This window comes from Streptosporangium sp. NPDC050148 (assembly GCF_055586505.1).
In genome coordinates this window covers 76,415-94,991 of the sequence record NZ_JBVJIA010000017.1, presented here as the reverse complement: position 1 = coordinate 94,991, position 18,577 = coordinate 76,415, and the positions used below count along the sequence as shown (strand labels likewise).

14 protein-coding genes are annotated in these 18,577 nt (G+C 73.2%); 9 read left to right on the top strand and 5 right to left on the bottom strand.

Features of this window, described 5'->3' with window-relative positions; genetic code table 11:
• Positions 1 to 380: 380 nt before the first annotated feature.
• The 4 genes from ACZ6RT_RS20490 to ACZ6RT_RS20475 form a co-directional block, all read right to left on the bottom strand.
• Positions 381 to 1,568 carry a monooxygenase gene (locus ACZ6RT_RS20490; protein ID WP_470155339.1) on the bottom strand — a complete coding sequence of 396 codons (1,188 nt, stop codon included), beginning with the start codon at positions 1,566 to 1,568 and terminating at the stop codon, positions 381 to 383.
• Positions 1,569 to 1,780: 212 nt separating this feature from the next.
• On the bottom strand, positions 1,781 to 2,836 hold the full coding sequence (locus ACZ6RT_RS20485; protein ID WP_399193898.1) for a lytic polysaccharide monooxygenase auxiliary activity family 9 protein: 1,056 nt from the start codon (positions 2,834 to 2,836) through the stop codon (positions 1,781 to 1,783).
• A 334-nt stretch (positions 2,837 to 3,170) separates the two neighbouring features.
• Positions 3,171 to 4,328 (bottom strand): alanine racemase, encoded by a 1,158-nt coding sequence (locus ACZ6RT_RS20480; RefSeq protein WP_470155336.1) that lies wholly within the window; start codon positions 4,326 to 4,328, stop codon positions 3,171 to 3,173.
• Positions 4,329 to 4,481: 153 nt separating this feature from the next.
• On the bottom strand, positions 4,482 to 6,140 hold the full coding sequence (locus ACZ6RT_RS20475) for an alpha-amylase family protein (RefSeq protein ID WP_470155335.1): 1,659 nt from the start codon (positions 6,138 to 6,140) through the stop codon (positions 4,482 to 4,484).
• 143 nt (positions 6,141 to 6,283) lie between these two features.
• Between ACZ6RT_RS20475 and ACZ6RT_RS20470 the strand changes: the two genes are divergently transcribed.
• From ACZ6RT_RS20470 to ACZ6RT_RS20455, 4 genes are all read left to right on the top strand, one after another.
• Positions 6,284 to 6,667 carry a hypothetical protein gene (locus tag ACZ6RT_RS20470; RefSeq protein WP_399193904.1) on the top strand — a complete coding sequence of 128 codons (384 nt, stop codon included), beginning with the start codon at positions 6,284 to 6,286 and terminating at the stop codon, positions 6,665 to 6,667.
• 214 nt (positions 6,668 to 6,881) lie between these two features.
• Positions 6,882 to 9,158 carry a protein translocase subunit SecD gene (secD, locus tag ACZ6RT_RS20465; protein WP_399193906.1) on the top strand — a complete coding sequence of 759 codons (2,277 nt, stop codon included), beginning with the start codon at positions 6,882 to 6,884 and terminating at the stop codon, positions 9,156 to 9,158.
• Between the two features lie 240 nt (positions 9,159 to 9,398).
• Positions 9,399 to 9,614 (top strand): EF-hand domain-containing protein, encoded by a 216-nt coding sequence (locus ACZ6RT_RS20460; RefSeq protein ID WP_399193908.1) that lies wholly within the window; start codon positions 9,399 to 9,401, stop codon positions 9,612 to 9,614.
• A gap of 472 nt (positions 9,615 to 10,086) precedes the next feature.
• A complete protein-coding gene (locus ACZ6RT_RS20455) occupies positions 10,087 to 11,964 on the top strand; it encodes a tRNA ligase subunit PheS family protein (protein ID WP_470155332.1) in 1,878 nt (625 codons plus the stop codon).
• 18 nt (positions 11,965 to 11,982) lie between these two features.
• Here ACZ6RT_RS20455 and ACZ6RT_RS20450 read toward each other — a convergent pair whose 3' ends face one another.
• Positions 11,983 to 13,335: a hypothetical protein gene (locus ACZ6RT_RS20450; RefSeq protein WP_470155331.1), complete on the bottom strand. Its 1,353-nt coding sequence runs from the start codon at positions 13,333 to 13,335 to the stop codon at positions 11,983 to 11,985.
• A gap of 294 nt (positions 13,336 to 13,629) precedes the next feature.
• On the opposite strand from ACZ6RT_RS20450, the gene ACZ6RT_RS20445 reads away from it, so the two are divergent.
• The 5 genes from ACZ6RT_RS20445 (at position 13,630) to fahA (ending at position 18,472) form a co-directional block, all read left to right on the top strand.
• Complete coding sequence (locus ACZ6RT_RS20445; protein WP_399193913.1) at positions 13,630 to 14,262, top strand: IclR family transcriptional regulator; 633 nt, start codon at positions 13,630 to 13,632, stop codon at positions 14,260 to 14,262.
• A gap of 140 nt (positions 14,263 to 14,402) precedes the next feature.
• Complete coding sequence (locus ACZ6RT_RS20440) at positions 14,403 to 14,930, top strand: GNAT family N-acetyltransferase (protein WP_470155329.1); 528 nt, start codon at positions 14,403 to 14,405, stop codon at positions 14,928 to 14,930.
• A 173-nt stretch (positions 14,931 to 15,103) separates the two neighbouring features.
• Positions 15,104 to 16,273 (top strand): homogentisate 1,2-dioxygenase, encoded by a 1,170-nt coding sequence (locus tag ACZ6RT_RS20435; RefSeq protein ID WP_399193917.1) that lies wholly within the window; start codon positions 15,104 to 15,106, stop codon positions 16,271 to 16,273.
• 154 nt (positions 16,274 to 16,427) lie between these two features.
• On the top strand, positions 16,428 to 17,336 hold the full coding sequence (locus tag ACZ6RT_RS20430) for a hypothetical protein (RefSeq protein WP_470155328.1): 909 nt from the start codon (positions 16,428 to 16,430) through the stop codon (positions 17,334 to 17,336).
• Positions 17,336 to 18,472: a fumarylacetoacetase gene (gene fahA, locus ACZ6RT_RS20425; protein ID WP_470155327.1), complete on the top strand. Its 1,137-nt coding sequence runs from the start codon at positions 17,336 to 17,338 to the stop codon at positions 18,470 to 18,472. The genes ACZ6RT_RS20430 and fahA overlap by 1 nt, the downstream gene beginning before the upstream one ends.
• The last annotated feature ends 105 nt before the right edge of the window (positions 18,473 to 18,577 follow it).

Below are 18,577 nucleotides of genomic sequence, written 5' to 3'. Positions count from 1 at the left end.
TACCCCCCCCCCCCCCCCCCCCCCCCCCCCCCCCCCCCCCCCCCCCCCCCCCCCCCCCCCCCCCCCCCCCCCCCCCCCCCCCCCCCCCCCCCCGGGGTCGCGACGGGGATCAGGCAGTGATCATGAAGGCGAGCCCCAGCAGCACGGCGACGGGGATCAGCCAGACCACGGCCTCGATCGCGAACTCCTTGTACACGGTGGGCTCTCCTCGGGTGCTGCGCGGACGCCGCGCGGAAAAACGACGAGAGGCAGCATATGAGCATCGGCCGACTCTTCGTAACCGGGGATCTCACCGGGAGCGGCCCCTCCCCGGTGGAGGGGCCGCCTCGCCGTGCTCGTCACGCGGGGTGGCCCACGCGCCGCTCGTCACCCCCGGCGCGTCACGCGCCGGGGGTCCACAGGACCAGGCCCAGGCACATCTCGTCACTGGTGCCCTCGCCCCAGACGACGTAGCGCGGGGCCGCGCCCTTCAGCGCGGGCAGCATCGTGCGCAGGCCCGCGTCGTGGGTGCAGGTGACCCGCAGGCGGTCGCCCTTCTTGACCGCGACGGGCTCGGCCAGCGGCCGGATGGCCTGCTCGTCGAAGTCGTACTTCGGGATGTCGAGAAGGGCCCGCTCGCCGGAGCGGCCGTGGTTGAGCTCGACCTTGATCGAGCGGCCCAGCAGGTGCATGTGCCCGGCCAGGGCGTAGATCGTGCCGTCGACGGGCAGCGGCAGCTCGCAGTGCTGGGTGTCGCCCGGCGGCAGCGGCTGCCCCTTGTTGCACATCCCGGCGAGCCAGTTCGGGGCCTGGCTCGACTGCTCGCCGAAGCGCCGGCCCAGGTCCTTGACGGCGGCGTCACGGTCGCACAGCGGGCCCGACTCCTGCGGGGTGCAGGGCAGCTCCACGGGAGCGGGAAGCTGGGTGGTCTCCAGTGCGGTGATCTTGGAGTCTCCGTCGGCGAACCGGAGCCGGATGCCCGACTGGTCGCTGCCGGTCTTCCCCTGGGTGGCGAGCAGGTTGTAGTGGACCTGCAGGACGAGCCGGCTGCCGGCTGCCACCGGGTGGCCGACCTTCTGGGTGAGCAACGTCTCGTCGGCGCCCGGCGCCCAGTGGCCGATCCACTTGCCCTTCTCGATCCCGGCGTCGCCGAAGCAGGTCCAGCCGTCGCCCGGGGTGCTCGCGTCGAGGGCATCGGCCTTCTCGGCCGCGTCCTTCTCGACCGCGTAGACGATCGCGTGGTGCACGAGGTCGGTGTTCTGCGGCAGGAACTGGTTGCCGGTGAGGAACGCCGGGGCGGTCAGGCCGGGGTCGAGCAGGAAGCACCGGTACTCGTCGGTCGCTCCGGGGGGCGCGTCCGGGGTGTAGGGCCTGGGCAGCGTCAGGTTGACGAAGCGTTCCCCGGCCCGCAGCGGCGCGGCCGGTGGCGGAGCCGCCTTCGTCCCGTGGCCGGAGTGCGCGGCCGCACTCGGGGAGCCGGGGGACGCGGCGGGGGGATGCGCGGTGCTCGCGTCCCGCCCGCATGACGTGACGACAAGGGTGCCCGCCAGCGCGAGGACGGCGGCACCCGCCCATCGTGTCGTTTTCATGTCTCCAGCGTCCCCGCTCGCGCCGGTTTTCTCATCGGTCCAGGAGCCCGACCTTCTCATCCTGAGGTCGGAAGGAATTCCGGGGGTCACCAGCCCTGAAGATGATGATGCGCTTCATCCGGCCGCCGTGACCGGGCCGGTCGTCCGGCCACGGCAAGGCGCCCGCCCGCCGGGGGACCGGCGGGCGGGCGCGGGTGCTCGGACGATGGTGATCAGGCGGAGCTGCAGGTCACCGTCGGCGCGGTGCCGGGCGTGCCGGACATGAGGACTCCGAACGTCGTCGCGGCTCCGGCGGCGAGCGAACCGTTGTACGCGGCGTTGCGCGCCGTCACGGTGGATCCGCTGGTCGTCAGCGTCGCATTCCACGACGAGTTGATCGTCTGCCCGCTCGCGAGCGTCCATCCGGCCGTCCAGCCGGAGATCGCGGCCGAGCCGGCGACGACGCGGACCTCGGCCTGGTAGCCGCCGCCCCAGGTGGAGACGACCCGGTACGTGGCCGAGCAGCCCTGGCCGGGGCCGGGGGTGGGAGTCGGCGTCGGGGTCGGGGTGGGAGTCGGCGTCGGGGTGGGGGTCGGGGTGGGCGTGGGGGTCGGGGTGGGGCCGGGGTTCGAGCCCGTGAAGTTCACGTCGCTGCAGAAGTAGTACGACTGGTCCGAGTGGCTGGCCTGCCAGATCGTGAACACGATGTGGTGACCGGAACGGCCCGGCGCGTTCACCTCGACGGGGGTCGTGGCGCCCGTGGCGATGCGGCCCGTCTGGCCGACCAGTTCCAGGTCACCCCAGCCCAGCCGTTGTGTCTTCGGATCGAAGCCCTGTTTGGTCGCGTACACACGGATGTAGTCCGCGCCGTGTATGGCCTGGTCGAGGAGGTTGAGGGTGAAGCGGGCGGGCTTGTCGACCGTCTTCCAGGCCCCGGGGACGTCCATCGCGGCGTAGCGGCCGCCCTCGGTCCTGCCGCCGCTGCACAGCTGGCCGTCGGGGATGGCCGCCTGGTGGTTGCCTGCCACGCCCTCGCGGTAGAGGCCGTTCCAATTCCACATGGCCTGCACGTTGGCCTGCCACGCCTGCCAGCACATCGGGTCCTGGGTGGCCATCTGCGGGTTCTGGAAGTCGCTGCCCCAGCGCTGCCAGCAGCCGTAGTTACGGGTCGGGGGGTCGCTCACCGAGCCGTGCGCCGACGCGGGCACGACCAGTGCGGTCACGAGCAGCATCGCGGCGCCCGCGATCGCGAGCAGACTTCGAAGCAATGTGCGGGAGAGCGTCTGCACGGGTCTCCTTCTGAGATTCAAGGGTGCATCCGGGGGCCCACCATCTCCTAACCGACGGTCAGGAACAACGGTTATGCTCCGCCGGGAACCGGTGACCTGGACATTCGCCGCAGGAACGATGAAACATTCAAATTCCGCCTGCGCACGCGCCGCTCCGGGCGGGCGGGAACGCGCGGGAACGCTCGGTCCCGCCATGGGAAGCGGGCGCGGGTCAGGTCCCGTCGTGACGGACCGCGCGGGGACCCTCCGGGGAGTGAGGACGGGCCCGCTCCTGCCGTGGGAGCGGGTACGGGTCCGTCCTCGCCGTCGCGGACCGCGCGGGGACCCTACGGGGTCACGCGTTCAGGTAGTGGAACGTCGGCTTCGGGTGCATCAGGAAGTCGTGGTGGGAGATGTTCCAGGCGTAGGCGCCGGCCATGGCGAACTCCACCCGGTCCCCGGCCTCCAGGGCGACGGGCACCCTGCGGGCCAGCACGTCCTTGGGGGTGCAGAGCTGGCCGACGATCGTGACCGGCTCGCCGGGCCGCGACACGAGCACCGGCTGGTCGTGGCCCTTGGTGGCGGGGGTGCGCAGGTGGTGGGTCCCGCCCGCCACGACCGCGAACAGCTCGCCGTGCACCCGCTTGACGTCGATGACGTACGTCACGTAGCGCCCGCAGTAGACGGTCAGCGACCGGCCCGGCTCGATCCGGAGCGTCTCCCCGGGACGGCGGAGAGCGGCCAGGCCCCGGCCGTAGGCCCGCCAGTCGAACCGGTCGGCGGGGTCGGCGTAGGAGACGGCCATGCCGCCGCCGAGGTTGATCTCGGTGACGCCCAGCGTCCGCGCGTAGTCCAGGATCGTCGCCGCCAGTTCCAGCATCCGGGGGGCGTCGAGGCCGCTGGCCAGGTGGGCGTGGATCCCGCGCAGCCGTACGGCCTCCTGGGCGCGGAGCAGCGCGACGCACTCGTCGACGCCGGCCGGGTCCATCCCGAACGGGGTGGCGCCGCCGCCCATCGCCAGCGCGGCCCCCTCGATGGAGACGTCCAGGTTCACCCGGAGCAGCACGTCGGCGGGGCGGCCTGAGGCGAGCAGCCGGCGCAGCTCGCCGGGACTCTCCACGTGCAGCCGGGTGACGTCGGCCAGCAGCTCGGCGTCGGTCTTGCCGGGCCCGCCCAGCGCGACCGGCACGTGCGGGAAGTGCTCCCTGACGTGCGCGAGCTCCCCGCCCGAGGCCACCTCGAAGCCGTCCACGTACGGGACGAGCGTGCGCAGCAGCTCGGGGTCGGGGTTGGCCTTCACCGCGTAGTACAGCTCGACGTCCCCCAGCGCGGCGCGGACGGCACGGGCATGGGCGTCCAGCTCGGCCAGGTCGTAGACGTAGGCGGGCGGCGACCCCGGTCCCGGGACCGGGACCCGAGCCTGGGCCTGAGTCGGGGCCTGAGCCGGGGCCTGAGCCGGGGCCGCGACAGGGGCCGGGGGTGCGGGACGGGTGGAGCTCATGGTCTCCAGCATGACCGAGAGAACACCCGACACGCCCGGCCGCCGTCACCGCGGGAGGCGGTCGGGGGCCGGGCGGTCAGAGGGCGTGGCCGAAGGTCGCACGGTCGCACGGCCGCACGGCCGACGGTCGTGCGGCCGAGGTCGTGCGGTCGGGAGCGGGGAGCGTCAGCTCTTGGCCGAGGTCTGGTCCGGGGCCGCGTCCCGGACGGAGGCGCGGAACCAGCGCGTCCCGTACGGCTCCAGGGTGAACGTCACCTTGCCGTCGGCGGGCAGGTCGACCACGCCGTCGACCAGCAGGTCCACCAGGACCTCGAAGTCGTCGAGCCCCTCCAGCACGAGCTCCACCTCCGCCTTGCGGCCGGCGAAGTTGTGGACGGCGACCACGGTGCCGCCCTCGGCGTCGGCCCGGTGGGCCAGCACGGCCGTGTCCCCCGCGTCCAGGATGGTGTACTCGCCCCAGGCCAGCTCGGGCGACTCGCGGTAGCGCTCGATCAGCAGCATGACCCAGCGGAGCATCGAGTCGGGGTCGCGGCGCTGGTCCTCGACGTTGACGTTCTGCGGGCCGAACTCACCGGTGGGAGAGGCCACCCGCGTCTTCGGGTCCGGCGAGAAACCACCGCGGGACGACCACTGCATGGGGATGCGGACCGCCATCCGCCCCTCGGCCTCCAGGTTCTCGCCCAGGCCGATCTCCTCGCCGTAGAAGAGCACCGGCGTGCCCGGCAGCGAGAACAGCACGCTGTAGGCGAGCTTGAGCCGGCGCATGTCGCCGCCGAGCATCGGCGGCAGCCTGCGGCGCAGTCCCCGGTCGTAGACCTGCATGTCCTTGTCCGGGCCGAAGGCGTCGAAGACCTCCTGCTTCTGCGCCTCGGTGAGCTTGTCCAGCGTCAGCTCGTCGTGGTTGCGGACGAACATCGCCCACTGGGAGTCGTCGGGCGGCTTGGGCCGGTCGCGCAGGGCGTCGGCGAGGATCTCCGGGTTCTCGCGGGCCATCGCCAGGTGGAACCGCTGCATGGCGATGAAGTCGAAGCACATGGTGATCTCGTCGCCGTTGCCGGCGTCGCCGAAGAACTTCATCAGGTCCGGGTAGGGCAGGTTCACCTCGCCCAGCAGGATCGAGGAGCCGTCGCGGCGGTTCATGAAGGCCCGCAGGTCGGCGAGGAACTCGTGCGGGTCGCCGCCGATGCCCTCGATCAGGAACGGCACCGCGTCCACCCGGAAGCCGGACAGGCCGAGCTCCATCCAGAAGCCGAGAACGCGGGCGATCTCGTCGCGGACCTCGGGGTTGCCGGTGTTCAGGTCGGGCTGGAACTTGTAGAAGCTGTGGTAGTAGTACTGGCCGGTCTTCTTGTCCAGCTCCCAGAGGCTGTCCTCCTTGTCGGGGAAGACGATCGCCTTGGGGTCGACGGGGCCGGGCTCGTCCTGCCAGATGTACCAGTCGCGCTTGGCCGACTTCTTGCTCGCGCGGGCCTCCTTGAACCAGGGGTGCTCGTCGGAGGTGTGGTTGACCACCAGGTCGGCGATCACCCGCATGCCGCGGTCCCTGGCGGTACGCATGAACTCCACGAAGTCACCCAGGGTGCCCAGGCGCGGGTCGACCGAGTAGAAGTCGCTGATGTCGTAGCCGTCGTCGCGGCTCGGGCTGGGGAAGAACGGCATCAGCCAGATACAGGTCACCCCCAGCCGGTCGAGGTGATCGATCTGCTGGGTCAGGCCCCGGAAATCCCCGATGCCGTCACCGTTCCCGTCCTTGTACGTCTCGACGTCCAGGCAGTAGACGACGGCGTTCTTCCACCAGAGATCGGCCGTGTAGGTCAGTCGCATAGGTCCGCACTACCCCAGGCTGAGGCGTTTATGAGCCCTGCCCCTGGGTGAGGCTCGACGATCACTTCTGGCGGGTCGGAGGAGGAACCGCGCCACGGCGGTCCGCCGACCGGTTACCGTGGACGGGACGGCCGGGAGGGATCATGCGACAGCCACGGCGCGGCGCGCCCCTGGGCTGGCTGCTCGCACTGCTGCTGCCGCTGCTCGTCTCCGGTGGAGCGGGAGGCGTCGCCGCCGCCCCGTCGCGGCAGCCCACCGCCTCCCACCTCTCCGGTGACCACCGTTCCCTCTCCCGCCCGGTCTCCGACACCGGCCGCGGTGCCCTGGTCACCGCCCTGGCCGGGCTCGGGATCGGCCTGGGCGGCGGGAGCGGCACCCCGTCCGCGGCTCCACCGGCCGATCCGTGGCATCCCTCCGTCCCGGCCGGGCCGGGCTCCCGTCCGGCCGGTGACGAGGGCACCCGCTCGCTCGCGGCCCTGCTCGTCAGGCCGGGCCGCGCACCACCCGCCTCCACAGCGACGAGCTGAGACACCCCGGCGTCGCCCGGGGTGCCTTCGCCGTACCGGAACCCGCACCCGAAGTCGCCCCCGAAGCCGTACCCGGATTCGCGCCCGGACCCGAACCGGGCCGCGCTCGAACCGCGCCCGGTGACGTTCCCAGGACGTCCCCGAGCCGTGTCCGAAGCCGTGCTCGAAGCCGTCCGCGAAGCCGTCCCCGACGTCCAAGCCTGTGGAGGCTCCCATGTCGCGTGCCCCGGTGGTACGCGCGGTGACCGCGCTCGCCGTCATCGCCGCCTCGCTCTTCATCGCCCTCAGCATGTCGCCGCGCCTCGGTCTCGACCTGCGCGGCGGCACCCAGCTCGTCCTGGAGACCAGGGACTCACCGACCGTCAAGGCCGACGCCGCGGCCACCGACCGCACCCTTGAGGTGCTCCGCCGCCGGGCCGACGCCCTGGGCGTGGCGGACGCGCCGCTGGCCCGCTCCGGCGAGCGGCGCATCATCGTGGAACTGCCCGGCGTGCAGGACCCGACCAAGGCCGCCGAGGTCATCGGCAAGACCGCGCAGCTCACCTTCCATCCCGTGCTCGCCGCCCCCGACCCGGCGTCCGGGACCAAGCCGGGCAAGGGCGAGCAGATCCTGCCCGACGACCGCGGCCTTCCGGTGCAGATCGGGCCCGCGGCCCTGACCGGTGACGGCGTCGGCGACGCCGCGGCCGGGATCGACCCGCAGCAGGGCACCGCCTGGTTCGTCACCGTCGACTTCCGCGACAGCGGCCGTGCCGCGTGGGCGAAGCTGACCGGCGAGGCCGCCTGCGCCCAGCCGGGCGACCCCAAGCGCAGGGTCGCCATCGTGCTCGACAACAAGGTCATCGTCTCGCCGCAGGTGAACGAGGACGTGGCCTGCAACGTCGGCCTGCCCGGTGGCTCCACCCAGATCACCGGCGACTTCACCGCCGAGGAGGCCGGCGACCTGGCCCTACTGATCAAGGGCGGTTCGCTGCCGGTGCCCGTGGAGATCATCGAGCAGCGGACCGTCGGCCCGACGCTCGGCTCCGCCGCGATCGCGGCCAGCGCCCAGGCCGCGGTCATCGGCATCGCGCTCACCGCGCTGTTCATCATCGTGACGTACCGCCTGGTGGGTCTCATCGCCGCCGCCGCACTGGCCTGCTACGCCCTCATCTCGTACGCGGCGCTGGTGGGGCTGGGCGCGACGCTCACCCTGCCGGGACTCGCGGGTTTCGTGCTCGCCATCGGCATGGCGGTGGACGCCAACGTGCTGGTCTTCGAGCGGGCCCGCGAGGAGTACGCGGCCGAGCCGGTGTTCCGCAGCGCGCTGGAGAAGGGGTTCCGCAACGCGTGGAGCGCGGTGGCCGACTCCAACATCACCACCCTGCTCGCCGCGGGGCTGCTGTTCATGCTGGCGTCGGGCCCGGTACGCGGTTTCGGTGTCACGCTGAGCATCGGCGTGATCGCCTCGCTGATCACGGCCATGGTCATCACGCGCGTCCTGGCCCAGTGGGCGGTGAGCCTGCCCGCCGTGACCGCCCGGCCCGGCATCACCGGCCTGTCCGGCATCGGGCGCGTCCGCACCTGGCTGAACACGCACCGGCCCGACCTGATGGGCCGCCGCGCCGTGTACTACGCGGTGGCCGGCGTGCTGGTGGCCGCCTCCATGGCCGGGGTCGCGGTACGCGGGCTCGACTTCGGTGTGGAGTTCACCGGCGGCCGGCTCGTGGAGTACACGACGAGCACCCCGATGACCGCCGACGCCGCCCGCGAGCTGGTCGGCCGGGCCGGTTTCCCCAACGCGGTGGTGCAGTCCTCCGACGACGGCATCTCGGTGCGGACCGGCCAGATCAGCCCCGCCGAGGTGGTGAGGATCGAGAACGCGCTGGAGAGCGAGGGCGCCCAGGTCGTCAAGGAGCGTGACGAGCTCATCGGGCCGAGCCTGGGAGAGGAGCTGCGCCGCAACGCGCTGATCGCGCTGGGGGTGGCGCTCCTGGCGCAGCTGAGCTATCTCGCCTTCCGGTTCCGCTGGACGTTCGGCCTGGCGACCGTGCTGGCGCTGGTCGCCGACGTGGCCGTGGTGATCGGCGCGTTCGCGTGGCTGGGCAAGCCGATCGACGGGGTGTTCCTGGCCGCGATGCTCACCGTGGTCGGTTACTCGGTCAACGACAAGGTCGTGGTCTTCGACCGGGTCCGCGAGCTGTGGGGGGCGCGGCCGAAGGCGCCGTTCGGCGAGGTGGTCAACACCGCGATCCTGCAGACCGTGCCCCGCACGGTCAACACCGGGCTGGGCGCGCTGTTCATCCTGGCCGCGCTGGCGGTGCTCGGCGGCGACTCGCTGACCGACTTCGCGGTGGCGCTGCTGATCGGGATCGTCGTCGGCACGCTCTCCTCGGCGCTGGTCGCGGGCCCGCTGGCGATCGAGCTGGAGCGCCGCAGGCCGGGTACGCCTCCCCGGCCCAAGGGCCGCAGGCCGGCCCGCCCGCGTGAGGGGTCGGGCGCGGTGGTCTGACGGGCTCTCCGCTCGTGACCGGTTCCGGGTGGGTCTGACGTTCCGTTCACGGCCGTCAGGGCGGGCCCGAGGTTCCGCTCGTGACCGGTCCGGGTGGGCCTGAGGTCCCCCCGCGGCCGGTCCCGGGCGGTGATCGTGCCGCGGGTGGGAGAAACCTCCGGCCTGCGGCCGGTGGGTCTCGTGGATCCCGCTAGTGTGCGTGGCGTCTGATTTTCCTGCTGCCGGAAGGCGGATGCAATCGTGGCGGACGACTACACGACAACGTTCCAGATCGTCGATGTCGATGGTGACGGCCTCATCTCGGTCCCCGAGCTGACCCGCCTCATGGAGGTGCTCGGCGAGCCGATCACCCCGGAGGCGGCCGCGGCGGCCGTCGCGAAGATCGATCTGGACGGCGACGGCCTGATCTCCCTGGAGGAGTTCGCCGGCTACCTCAGCCGGCACCGGGCGGGCTGAGCCTCCCGCCGGATCCCGGCGGCTCCCACGGCCTCGAAGGGCCCCGGCGGACCCGGCCCGGACATCCGGGCCGGGTCCGTCACCATGTCCGCGGGCGCGTACGGCGCGATGAGACCCGGCCCTGCGGGAAGCGTGAGTCCTGCCGGTCGTTCCCGGTGATCCTGCCTGTCCTTGGGACCGCGGGACCCGGGTGCGCCGACGCCGTCGTCATGACGGAAAGTTGACTCTCCGTTCACCGGACAATAACTTTGGGTAGTCACATCAGCACCCGGTGTGACGGGGGATGTGCGCCGCGAACGCTCCGCAGGGGCGGGCCCGGCCTGCTCCGGAGGCGGTTCCGGGTCTCGCACCCCGGGTCGTCCGCCGCGCCGCGACCCGTGTCTTCGCCGTGTCCCGCCGGATTCCGGCCGGAAGGTGATCCGGCCGCTCTCCACCCGACCACACCGGGGACCGCCCGCGTCCGGACCCGGCCATGCCGGGCGGGCACGGCGGCGCACTCACAGGGGAAGAGGCCCAGCAGTCGATGAGGAGAGCATCCAGCGGCCGGTCCGGGGGCCTGCCGCGCGGGGCCCGGCATCCGGTGACCGTCATGGCCGAGCAGATGACCGACGTCCTGCTCGACCTCGGATACCGCGTCACCGAGGGGCCCGAGGTCGAGGCGGAATGGTTCACCCTCGTCTCCGCCGACGCCCTCGGCCCACCCGGAGTCGCTGATCTCCTCACGACCACCGACCCTCCCGGCGCCCCCGTCCCCACCGATCGTCCTGCCCTTCCCGGCGGCCCTGACGACCCCGACGGCCCGGACGGCCGTCGCCTCGGCCGGGTCCTGCGCGTGCGGGATCCCACGGACCCCGACGGGCACCGGCGCGGTTCGGGGCTGGTGCTGCGCTCCCACAGCGCGTCGCTGCGGGTACGGGCGATGCTCGCCACCCCCCCGCCGCTCCGCGCGGTCTGCGCGGGCCGCCTGTTCCGGCCGGAGGCGGCCGGCACCGTCCACGGCCCGGTGTTCCACGAGGTCGGGGGCGTCGCCGTCGACCTGGGCCTCACCGCGGTCGATCTGGGGAAGACCCTCGACCACTTCGCCGCCTCGGTGTTCGGAGCCGGCACGGCGATCCGGCTCCGTCCCCGGCGGCCGGTGCGCGCCGGGCCACCGGCGGAGACGGACGTGGAGGTGGAGTGCCCGGCCTGCCACGGCACCGCGCCCTGCGGGGACTCCCCCGCGGGGACGTACGACGGGACCGGTGCGGGCCCGTGCGGGACGTGCGGCGGCACGGGGTGGGCGCGATGGGGGCGGTGCGGCCCGGTCCACCACCGGGTGCTGGCCGCCTGCGGCGTCGACCCGCACCGGTACGGCGCGTTCGCCTTCGGCCTGGGCGTCGAGCGCACGCTGATGCTCCGGCACGGGTTGCGGGACGTGCGCGACCTCGTCGACGGCGACGTCCGGCCCCTGCTGCGGATGGACGGCCTGCGGGCGGACGATCCCCCGCCCTCGGGCACACTGCGGCACCGGCCCCGCCCCCGGAGCGCTCCGGGCGTGCGGACGACGCCGGGCCCGCGGGCCACGCCCGTCCCGGCGGCCGTACCGGCCGCGCGGGCCGTACCGGAGATGGAGACCATTCCCCTGACGCGCGGTGGTCTCGGCGCGAGGGGGGCGCCGGGCAGGGGGGCACGTGACGGGCTCCCGCGGTCGCGGAGCCTTGAGCGGCGGATCGGTCACGCCCTCGCGGACGCCGGGTACGTCGAGACACCGCGTCTCCCGTTCGTCTGCGACGCCGCGTGGGAAGCCTTCGACCTGGCGCCCGGCGATCCGCGCCGCGCCGCGCCCGTGCTCGCGAACCCGATCGACCCGCGCGAGCGGTCGCTGCGCACCACGCTCCTCCCCGGGTTGCTGGCCGCGCTGGCCCTCAACCTCACCCGGGGGAACCGCGATCCCGCGCTCTTCGAGCAGGGAACGGTCTTCACGTCCCTGCCGGGCACCGGCCCGCCGCCCGTCCCGCCGACGGGCCGGCGCCCCACCGACGACCAGCTCGCCGCGCTGGACGCCGCCGTCCCGGCCCAGCCCCGTCACCTCGCCGTCGCCCTGACCGGCGAGTCGTCGTGGGCCCGCGCGGTCGACGCCGCGCGCACGGCCGCCCACGTCATGGGAGCGGGCCTGGTCACCCGCCCCGCCGCGTACGCGCCCTGGCTGACCGGACGCTGCCTGGAGCTGCTCGCCGACGGGACCGTGCTGGGCCACGCGGGCGAGCTGCGCGCCGGTACGGTCCGGGCGCTGGGCCTGCCCCCGGGAACGAGCGCGATGGAACTCGACCTCACCGCGATGGAACGCCTCACCGACGGCCGGTGCGGATGACGCGGCGGTGACGGCCTGTCAGCCGGTGGTGAGGTAGACCTGCCCGACGATCTCGGAGAGCCGCTTGAGGTCGGCGGCCACGTCCTTCTCGGGGGTGGCCGGGTTGTAGACGGCCGCCAGGCGGCGCTGGATCGGGGTGAGCTTCTTCAGCTGCTCCCAGGCGGTCAGCCGGTTCACGGCGCCGTCGGCGTTCTTCACCCGGGTCCAGACGTTCACCTGCTGGGCGCCGCCGTCCTTGACGGGCGTCCCGAGTCGGGTGGCGATCTGGGCGTCGCTGACCTGGCCGACGAGACCGGTCTCCTCCGCGGCGACCTGGGCCAGCACGTCCCACGAGCGGGCGCGGACCTGGATCCACTGGTTGCGGTGGGCCTGGTCGGCGTCGATCTTCCAGGTGGCGTAGCCGCCGTAGAGCAGGCCGCTGTCCAGGGAGAGCTGGTCGACGCGGCCCGCGATCAGGTGCGACTCGACCTTCTCGGGGGCGAGCAGCGGGTGGCGCTTGCGCATCTCGGTCTTGCACGCGTCGTTCGCGCCGCAGGCCAGCTCGGGCACGACCGTGTGGACGCCCAGCCGCTTGCCCGGCGCGACCTGGCGCAGGGCGTCGGAGGCGGCGGTGACGAACGCGGTGACGTCGGCCTCCGTGCCGAACGTGGTGTTGTAGCCGAGCTGGGAGGTGAACCGGATGCCCGCCACCTCGGGGCGCGCGGCGAGCGCGCCGATGCGCTTGACCGCGGCGGTGAAGGCCGCGGTGCCCGCCTTCCAGTCGTCGGCCAGCTCGGTGTCGATCCAGACCCTCAGCCGTACGTCCTTCGCGGCGGTGATCGCCTGTCCTGCGGGGCTCTGCGCGGCCGCCGTCGCGGCGGCGGGGTCCTGCGCGAACGCGGACGCGGGTGCCGCGGACGGCGTCGGGGTGGGGGTGCCGACGGGGGTGGTGGCACCGGTGTTCTCGGACCCGTTGTCCGTACCGTCGCCGCCCTCGCCGTGCCCGTCGACCGAGCACTGCCCGCCGGCCTCGCATTCGGGCGTGCCGCCGTCCTCGCCGCCGGGCAGGGGGGAGTTCTCGTCGCCCTCGACGGAGTCCTCGCCCGGCGCCGGGCAGAAGGAACCGGAGGCCGAGCAGTCGATGAACTTGCCGTCCGAGGGGGTGGCCTCCTTCAGGTGGGCCGCGTCGTCACTCCCCCAGAACAGCGCCACACCGAGGGCCTCCTCGGGCTTGGCCAGCCAGGTGCAGACCATGAACGCCGGGGCGTCGGCACCCAGCAGGTCGGAACAGTCACGGGGATCGTCCTGCGAGTACGCCGCGCTCGGCGTCATCACACCGACGAGCGCGAGGGCGGCACCGACGGCGAGAGCCCGGCGCAGAGTAGGTCGCATATCCGAAACTCCCCGGTGAATACCGTCAAAACGATCGATTCGCACTTTACCCAGATCACCCTGACCTCAACAGCCCCGGTCAGGAAATCGACGGCCCGCCGTAACCTTCCGTTGGATTCGCGCAGGCAGGCTCGCGACGTTCCCGGCATACCGAAAGGGTCATAGCCCCATGCCGTCCCCGGCGCGCACCGGGATTCTTACAAAGCCCTGCACGTTCCCGGCCACCGGTCATTACCGGCATGACAGGGTCACGGCGATAATCGGGGCATGGTTCCAGCCCGGCGGGCGTCCTAGATGGCGGCCGAATCCTCGCAGACCCTGGAGCGCGGCCTGCGGCTGCTGCGGCTGCTCGCCGACGGCCGACGGGGCCGTACCCCCACGGAGCTGGCCACGGAGCTGGGGCTCAGCCGCCCGGCGGTGTACCGGCTGCTCACCACCCTGCAGAACCAGGGCTTCGTCCGCAGGGACGGCGGCGGCCGGGTCCACCTGGGCTTCGGCGTCCTGGTCCTGGCCCGCGCGGTGCAACCGCTGCTGCGCGAGGACGCCCTGCCCACCCTGCGCAAGCTCGCCGAGGAGGTCGGGGCGACCGCGCACCTGACGGTGGCCGAGGGCGACGAGGGCCTGGCGGTCGCGGTGGTCGAACCCTCCTGGACGAACATGCACGTCGCCTACCGCGAGGGGTCGCGCCACCCGCTCACCCGGGGCGCCGCCGGGCTGGCCATCCTCGCCCTGCGCGAGGGCCGCACCGGTTACCTGGCCTCCGAGGGACAGCTCCAGGAGGGCGCGCGGGGCGTCGCCGCCCCCGTACCCGGCCTTCCCTGGCTGGAGGCGTCGGTGGGCGTGGTCGCCTTCACCGCCCTGGACCCCGACGTCGTCGGCCCCCGCGTCGCCGTCGCGGCGGCCGAGCTGTCCGGCTCGCTGACCTGAGAACGTCGCTGCCCGAGGAGGAGCGGGAAGGCGGTGCGGGTGCCGCAGGGAGAACCGGGTGCCGCGGGGAAACGGGGTGCCCGGCCGATCTGTGATCGTTACCGTGAGGTCGGACTCTGTGACCGTCCTGGAGGGTGCGGATGAACCACGTCCTGACGACCGGCCGGCTGGTGCTGCGGCCGGTGGACACCCGTGACCTGGAAGAGCTGCGCGCGCACTGGACCTCCCCGGAGGTACGGCGGTTCCTGTTCGACGGGGACGTCCTGCCCGCGGCGGAGATCGCGGAGATCGTCGAGACGAGTGAGCGGGACTTCGCCGCGTCGGGGTACGGCGTGTGGACCGTCCGGAGACGTGAAGGGATCGGGCAGGGAGCCGAACCGCAGGGGGCCGGGCTGCTCGGGACGGCGGGTCTGCGGTCCCTGGAGGGGGCCGGGGTCGAGGTGGTCTACAGCCTGGCACCGTCCGCCTGGGGGTACGGCTACGCGACCGAGGCGGCGCGGGCCGTGGTCGAGCACGCGCTGGACACCCTGGGCCTGCCCGAGGTGCTGGCCGAGGTCGACGAGGGCAACGCCGCGTCCGTCGCCGTCGCCGAGCGTCTCGGCATGACCCCCTTCGAGACGATCCCGGGCCTGCTCGGCCCGATGACCCGCTACCGCCGGACCCGCTGACGCGCGCGCCGGAGACCGGCCGCCGAATCCCGTTCACCGGCCGCCGCCCACACCCAGCGCGCACTCCTGGGTACGGCCCTCACCGGCATGTTTGACATCTCTCCCACCCTGACCGATCGTTGTACGTATAAAGGACGTATGCGTCCGATAAGCGGACAGAGCGGGAGAAGCGGATGCCGTACTACCGGGTCGTGGGAGAGATCCCCCGCAAGCGGCACGTGCAGTTCCGGCGGCCCGACGGCGGGCTGTACGCGGAGGAGCTGATGGGTGAGGAGGGGTTCTCCAGCGACTCGTCGCTGCTGTACCACCGCCACCTCCCCACGGCGATCATCAAGGCCGAGGCCGTCGCGCCCGACGAGACCGGCAGGCTGGTGCCCAACCTGCCGCTCTCCCCGCGCCACCTGCGCACCCAGGACCTTCCCGACGGGGGCGACCTGGTCACCGGCCGCGGCCTGCTGGCGGGCAACGCCGACGTCCGCCTCTCGTACGCCGCCACCGACGTCGCCAGCGGCCTCTACCGCAACTCCATGGGCGACGAGTGCGTCTACATCGCGAGCGGGCGGGTCAGGTTCGAGTCGACGTACGGGGTGATCGAGGCCGGGGAGGGTGACTACGTGGTCGTCCCCACCGGGACGATCCACCGGTGGGTGCCGCAGGGCCGGGTCACCGCGTTCACCGTCGAGGCGTCCGGGCACATCCGGCCCCCCAAGCGCTACCTGTCGAAGTACGGCCAGTTCCTGGAGCACGCCCCCTACTGCGAGCGCGACCTGCGGACCCCGCAGGAGCCGCTGGTCGTCGAGGGCCAGGAGGTGCCGGTGCTGGTCCGCACGCGCGGCGGCCTCACCCGGCTGGTCTACCGCGAGCACCCGTTCGACGTGGTCGGCTGGGACGGCTGCCTCTACCCGTACGCGTTCAACATCAACGACTTCGAGCCGATCGTGAAGCGCACCCACGCCCCGCCGCCGGTGCACCAGACCTTCGAGGGCCCGAACTTCGTGATCTGCTCGTTCTGCCCCCGGCCGCTGGACTTCCACCCGGACGCGATCCCGATCCCGTACAACCACCACAACGTCGACTCCGACGAGCTGATGTTCTACGCGGGCGGCGACTACACCGCGCGCCGGGGCTCGGGCATCGACGTCGGCTCGGTCTCGCTGCACCCCGCCGGGTTCACCCACGGCCCGCAGCCGGGTGCCGTCGAGGCGGTCATCGAGGCGGTACGGCAGGGGCACACGGAGACGACCGAGCTGGCCGTGATGGTCGACACCTTCCGCCCCCTCGACCTGGGCCCGGCCGGGCTGTCGGTGGAGGACCCCGGCTACGCGTGGACATGGGCCCGGTGACGAGCGCGGGCCCCCGTACGAGCGGGGGCCCGTCGGCCGACACCGGCCCGGCGGCCGCCGCCGCGGAGCCGGCCGGCAGCGGCCCGGCGGTGAACGCGAGCACGGTCACACCCGCGGGCACGGTCATGCGCCCGCGGGTGGGTAGGGACAGGCCATGAGCGCAGACGCGAGCACGCACACCGGCGGGGCCACGGGGACGGGAGCGGGCGCCGGGACCGCCCCCCTGTTCCGCGGGCTCGTCGACGACGCCGGGCTCTTCCCGCCGACCGCACTGCCGATGTCCGAGGCGCTGGAACGGCACAGGAACGACCTGGCGGGCGGCGATCCAGTGCTCACCCACCGGTTCCTCTGCCCGGCCGGCCGCCTGGACGAGCTCCGGGAGCGGGTGACCTTCCCGATCCGGCTCGGCCTGATCCTGGACGTGCCCGACCTCCCCCCGCTGGACGACCTCACCGTGGAGCTGGTCGAGGTACGGCAGGGACCGGGCGAGACGCCCGGGGACGTGGCCGAGCGGCTGGCCGGCCGGATGCCCGCCGGAGCCAGGCTCTTCGTCGAGGTCGTCCCCGGCGACCCGGCGTCCCTGCCGCGCGACGCCTCCGGGCCCGGCCTGAAGGTCCGCTGCGGCGGGCCGGCCGCCGACGCCTTCCCCCGCGCCGAGGACCTGGGGGCCCTGATCGCGCACTGCGCCGAGCACGGCGTGCCGTTCAAGGCGACGGCGGGGCTGCACAACGCGGTCCGCCACTTCGATCCCGCCTTGGGCGTGGACCGGCACGGCTTCCTCAACCTGGTCCTCGCGGTGTGCGCGGCCGTACAGGGGCGCGACCCGGTGGCCGTGCTGAAGCTGACCGACGTCGGCGGGCTGGTGCGGACGGCCCAGGCCGTACCCGAGGAGATCGCCACGCGCGCCCGGGAGCTGCTGGTCTCCTACGGGTCGTGCAGCACGGGCACCCCGATCGACGACCTGGTCGCCCTGGGCCTGATCGCGCACCGCCCGCCCTCCGCCGGGACCGGCCCCGGCCCCGTGCCCGGTACGACGTTCGACACAGCAGAGGAGATCGCGTGATGTCTTGGGGTCCGGAGAACCTGCCCTACGGAGTCTTCTCCCGCCACGAGGGGGAGACCCCCCGGGTCGGCGTCCGGTACGGCGACCACGTTCTCGACCTCGCCGAAGCCCTGCACGACGAGGTGTTCGCCACCGGCTCGCTCAACGCCTTCATGTCCAGGGGCCCGGCCGCGTGGCGGGACACCCGGGCGCTGATCCAGAACAAGCTGAGCACCGACCGCGCGGTGGTCGAGCGGCACCTCGTCCCGCTGGACCAGGTCACCCTGCACCTGCCGTTCGAGGTGGCCGACTACGTCGACTTCTACTGCTCGCTGGAGCACGCCTCCAACCTGGGCCGGATGTTCCGCCCGGACGGCGAGCCGCTGATGCCCAACTGGCGGCACCTGCCGGTCGGCTACCACGGCAGGGCCGGGACGGTCGTCCCCTCCGGCACCCCGATCGTCCGGCCGGCCGGGCAGCGCGGCGCCGGGGTCTTCGGCCCGTCCGCCAAGCTGGACATCGAGGCGGAGCTGGGGTTCGTGGTGGGCGTCCCGACGGCCCTGGGCGACCGGGCCGGGCGGTTCGAGGACCACGTGTTCGGCGTGACGCTGGTCAACGACTGGAGCGCCCGCGACATCCAGGCCTGGGAGTACGTCCCGCTGGGCCCCTTCCTCGGCAAGTCCTTCGCCACCTCGGTCTCCCCGTGGATCACCCCGCTCGCGGCCCTGTCCGAGGCCCGCGTCGAGGGACGCCGCCAGGACCCCGAACCGCCCGCCTACCTGCGCAGGCAGGAGCCGTGGGGACTGGACGTGCGGCTGGAGGTCGCGGTGAACGGCGAGGTGGTCTCCCGGCCGCCGTACCGGGACATGTACTGGACGCCCGACCAGATGCTCGCCCACATGACCGTCAACGGCGCGTCCCTGCGCACCGGCGACCTCTACGCCAGCGGCACGGTCTCCGGCGCCGAGCAGGCCGAACGCGGCTCGCTCATCGAGCTGAGCTGGAACGGGACCGAGCCGTTCAAGCTCCCCGACGGCTCGACGCGGAGCTTCCTGGAGGACGGGGACGTCGTCACGATCACCGCCACCGCTCCCGGGCCCGGCGGCGCCGTGATCTCCCTGGGCGAGGTCTCGGGGAGGATCGAGCCCGCGCGCTAGACGGCCCTGCGTCCCCTTTCCCGGCCCCCTCCCCGGCCGCCTTTCCCGGCCGTCTCTCCGGCGGCCGGAGAAGGCGTCCCCTGACAGCACTCGTACGAAGACATA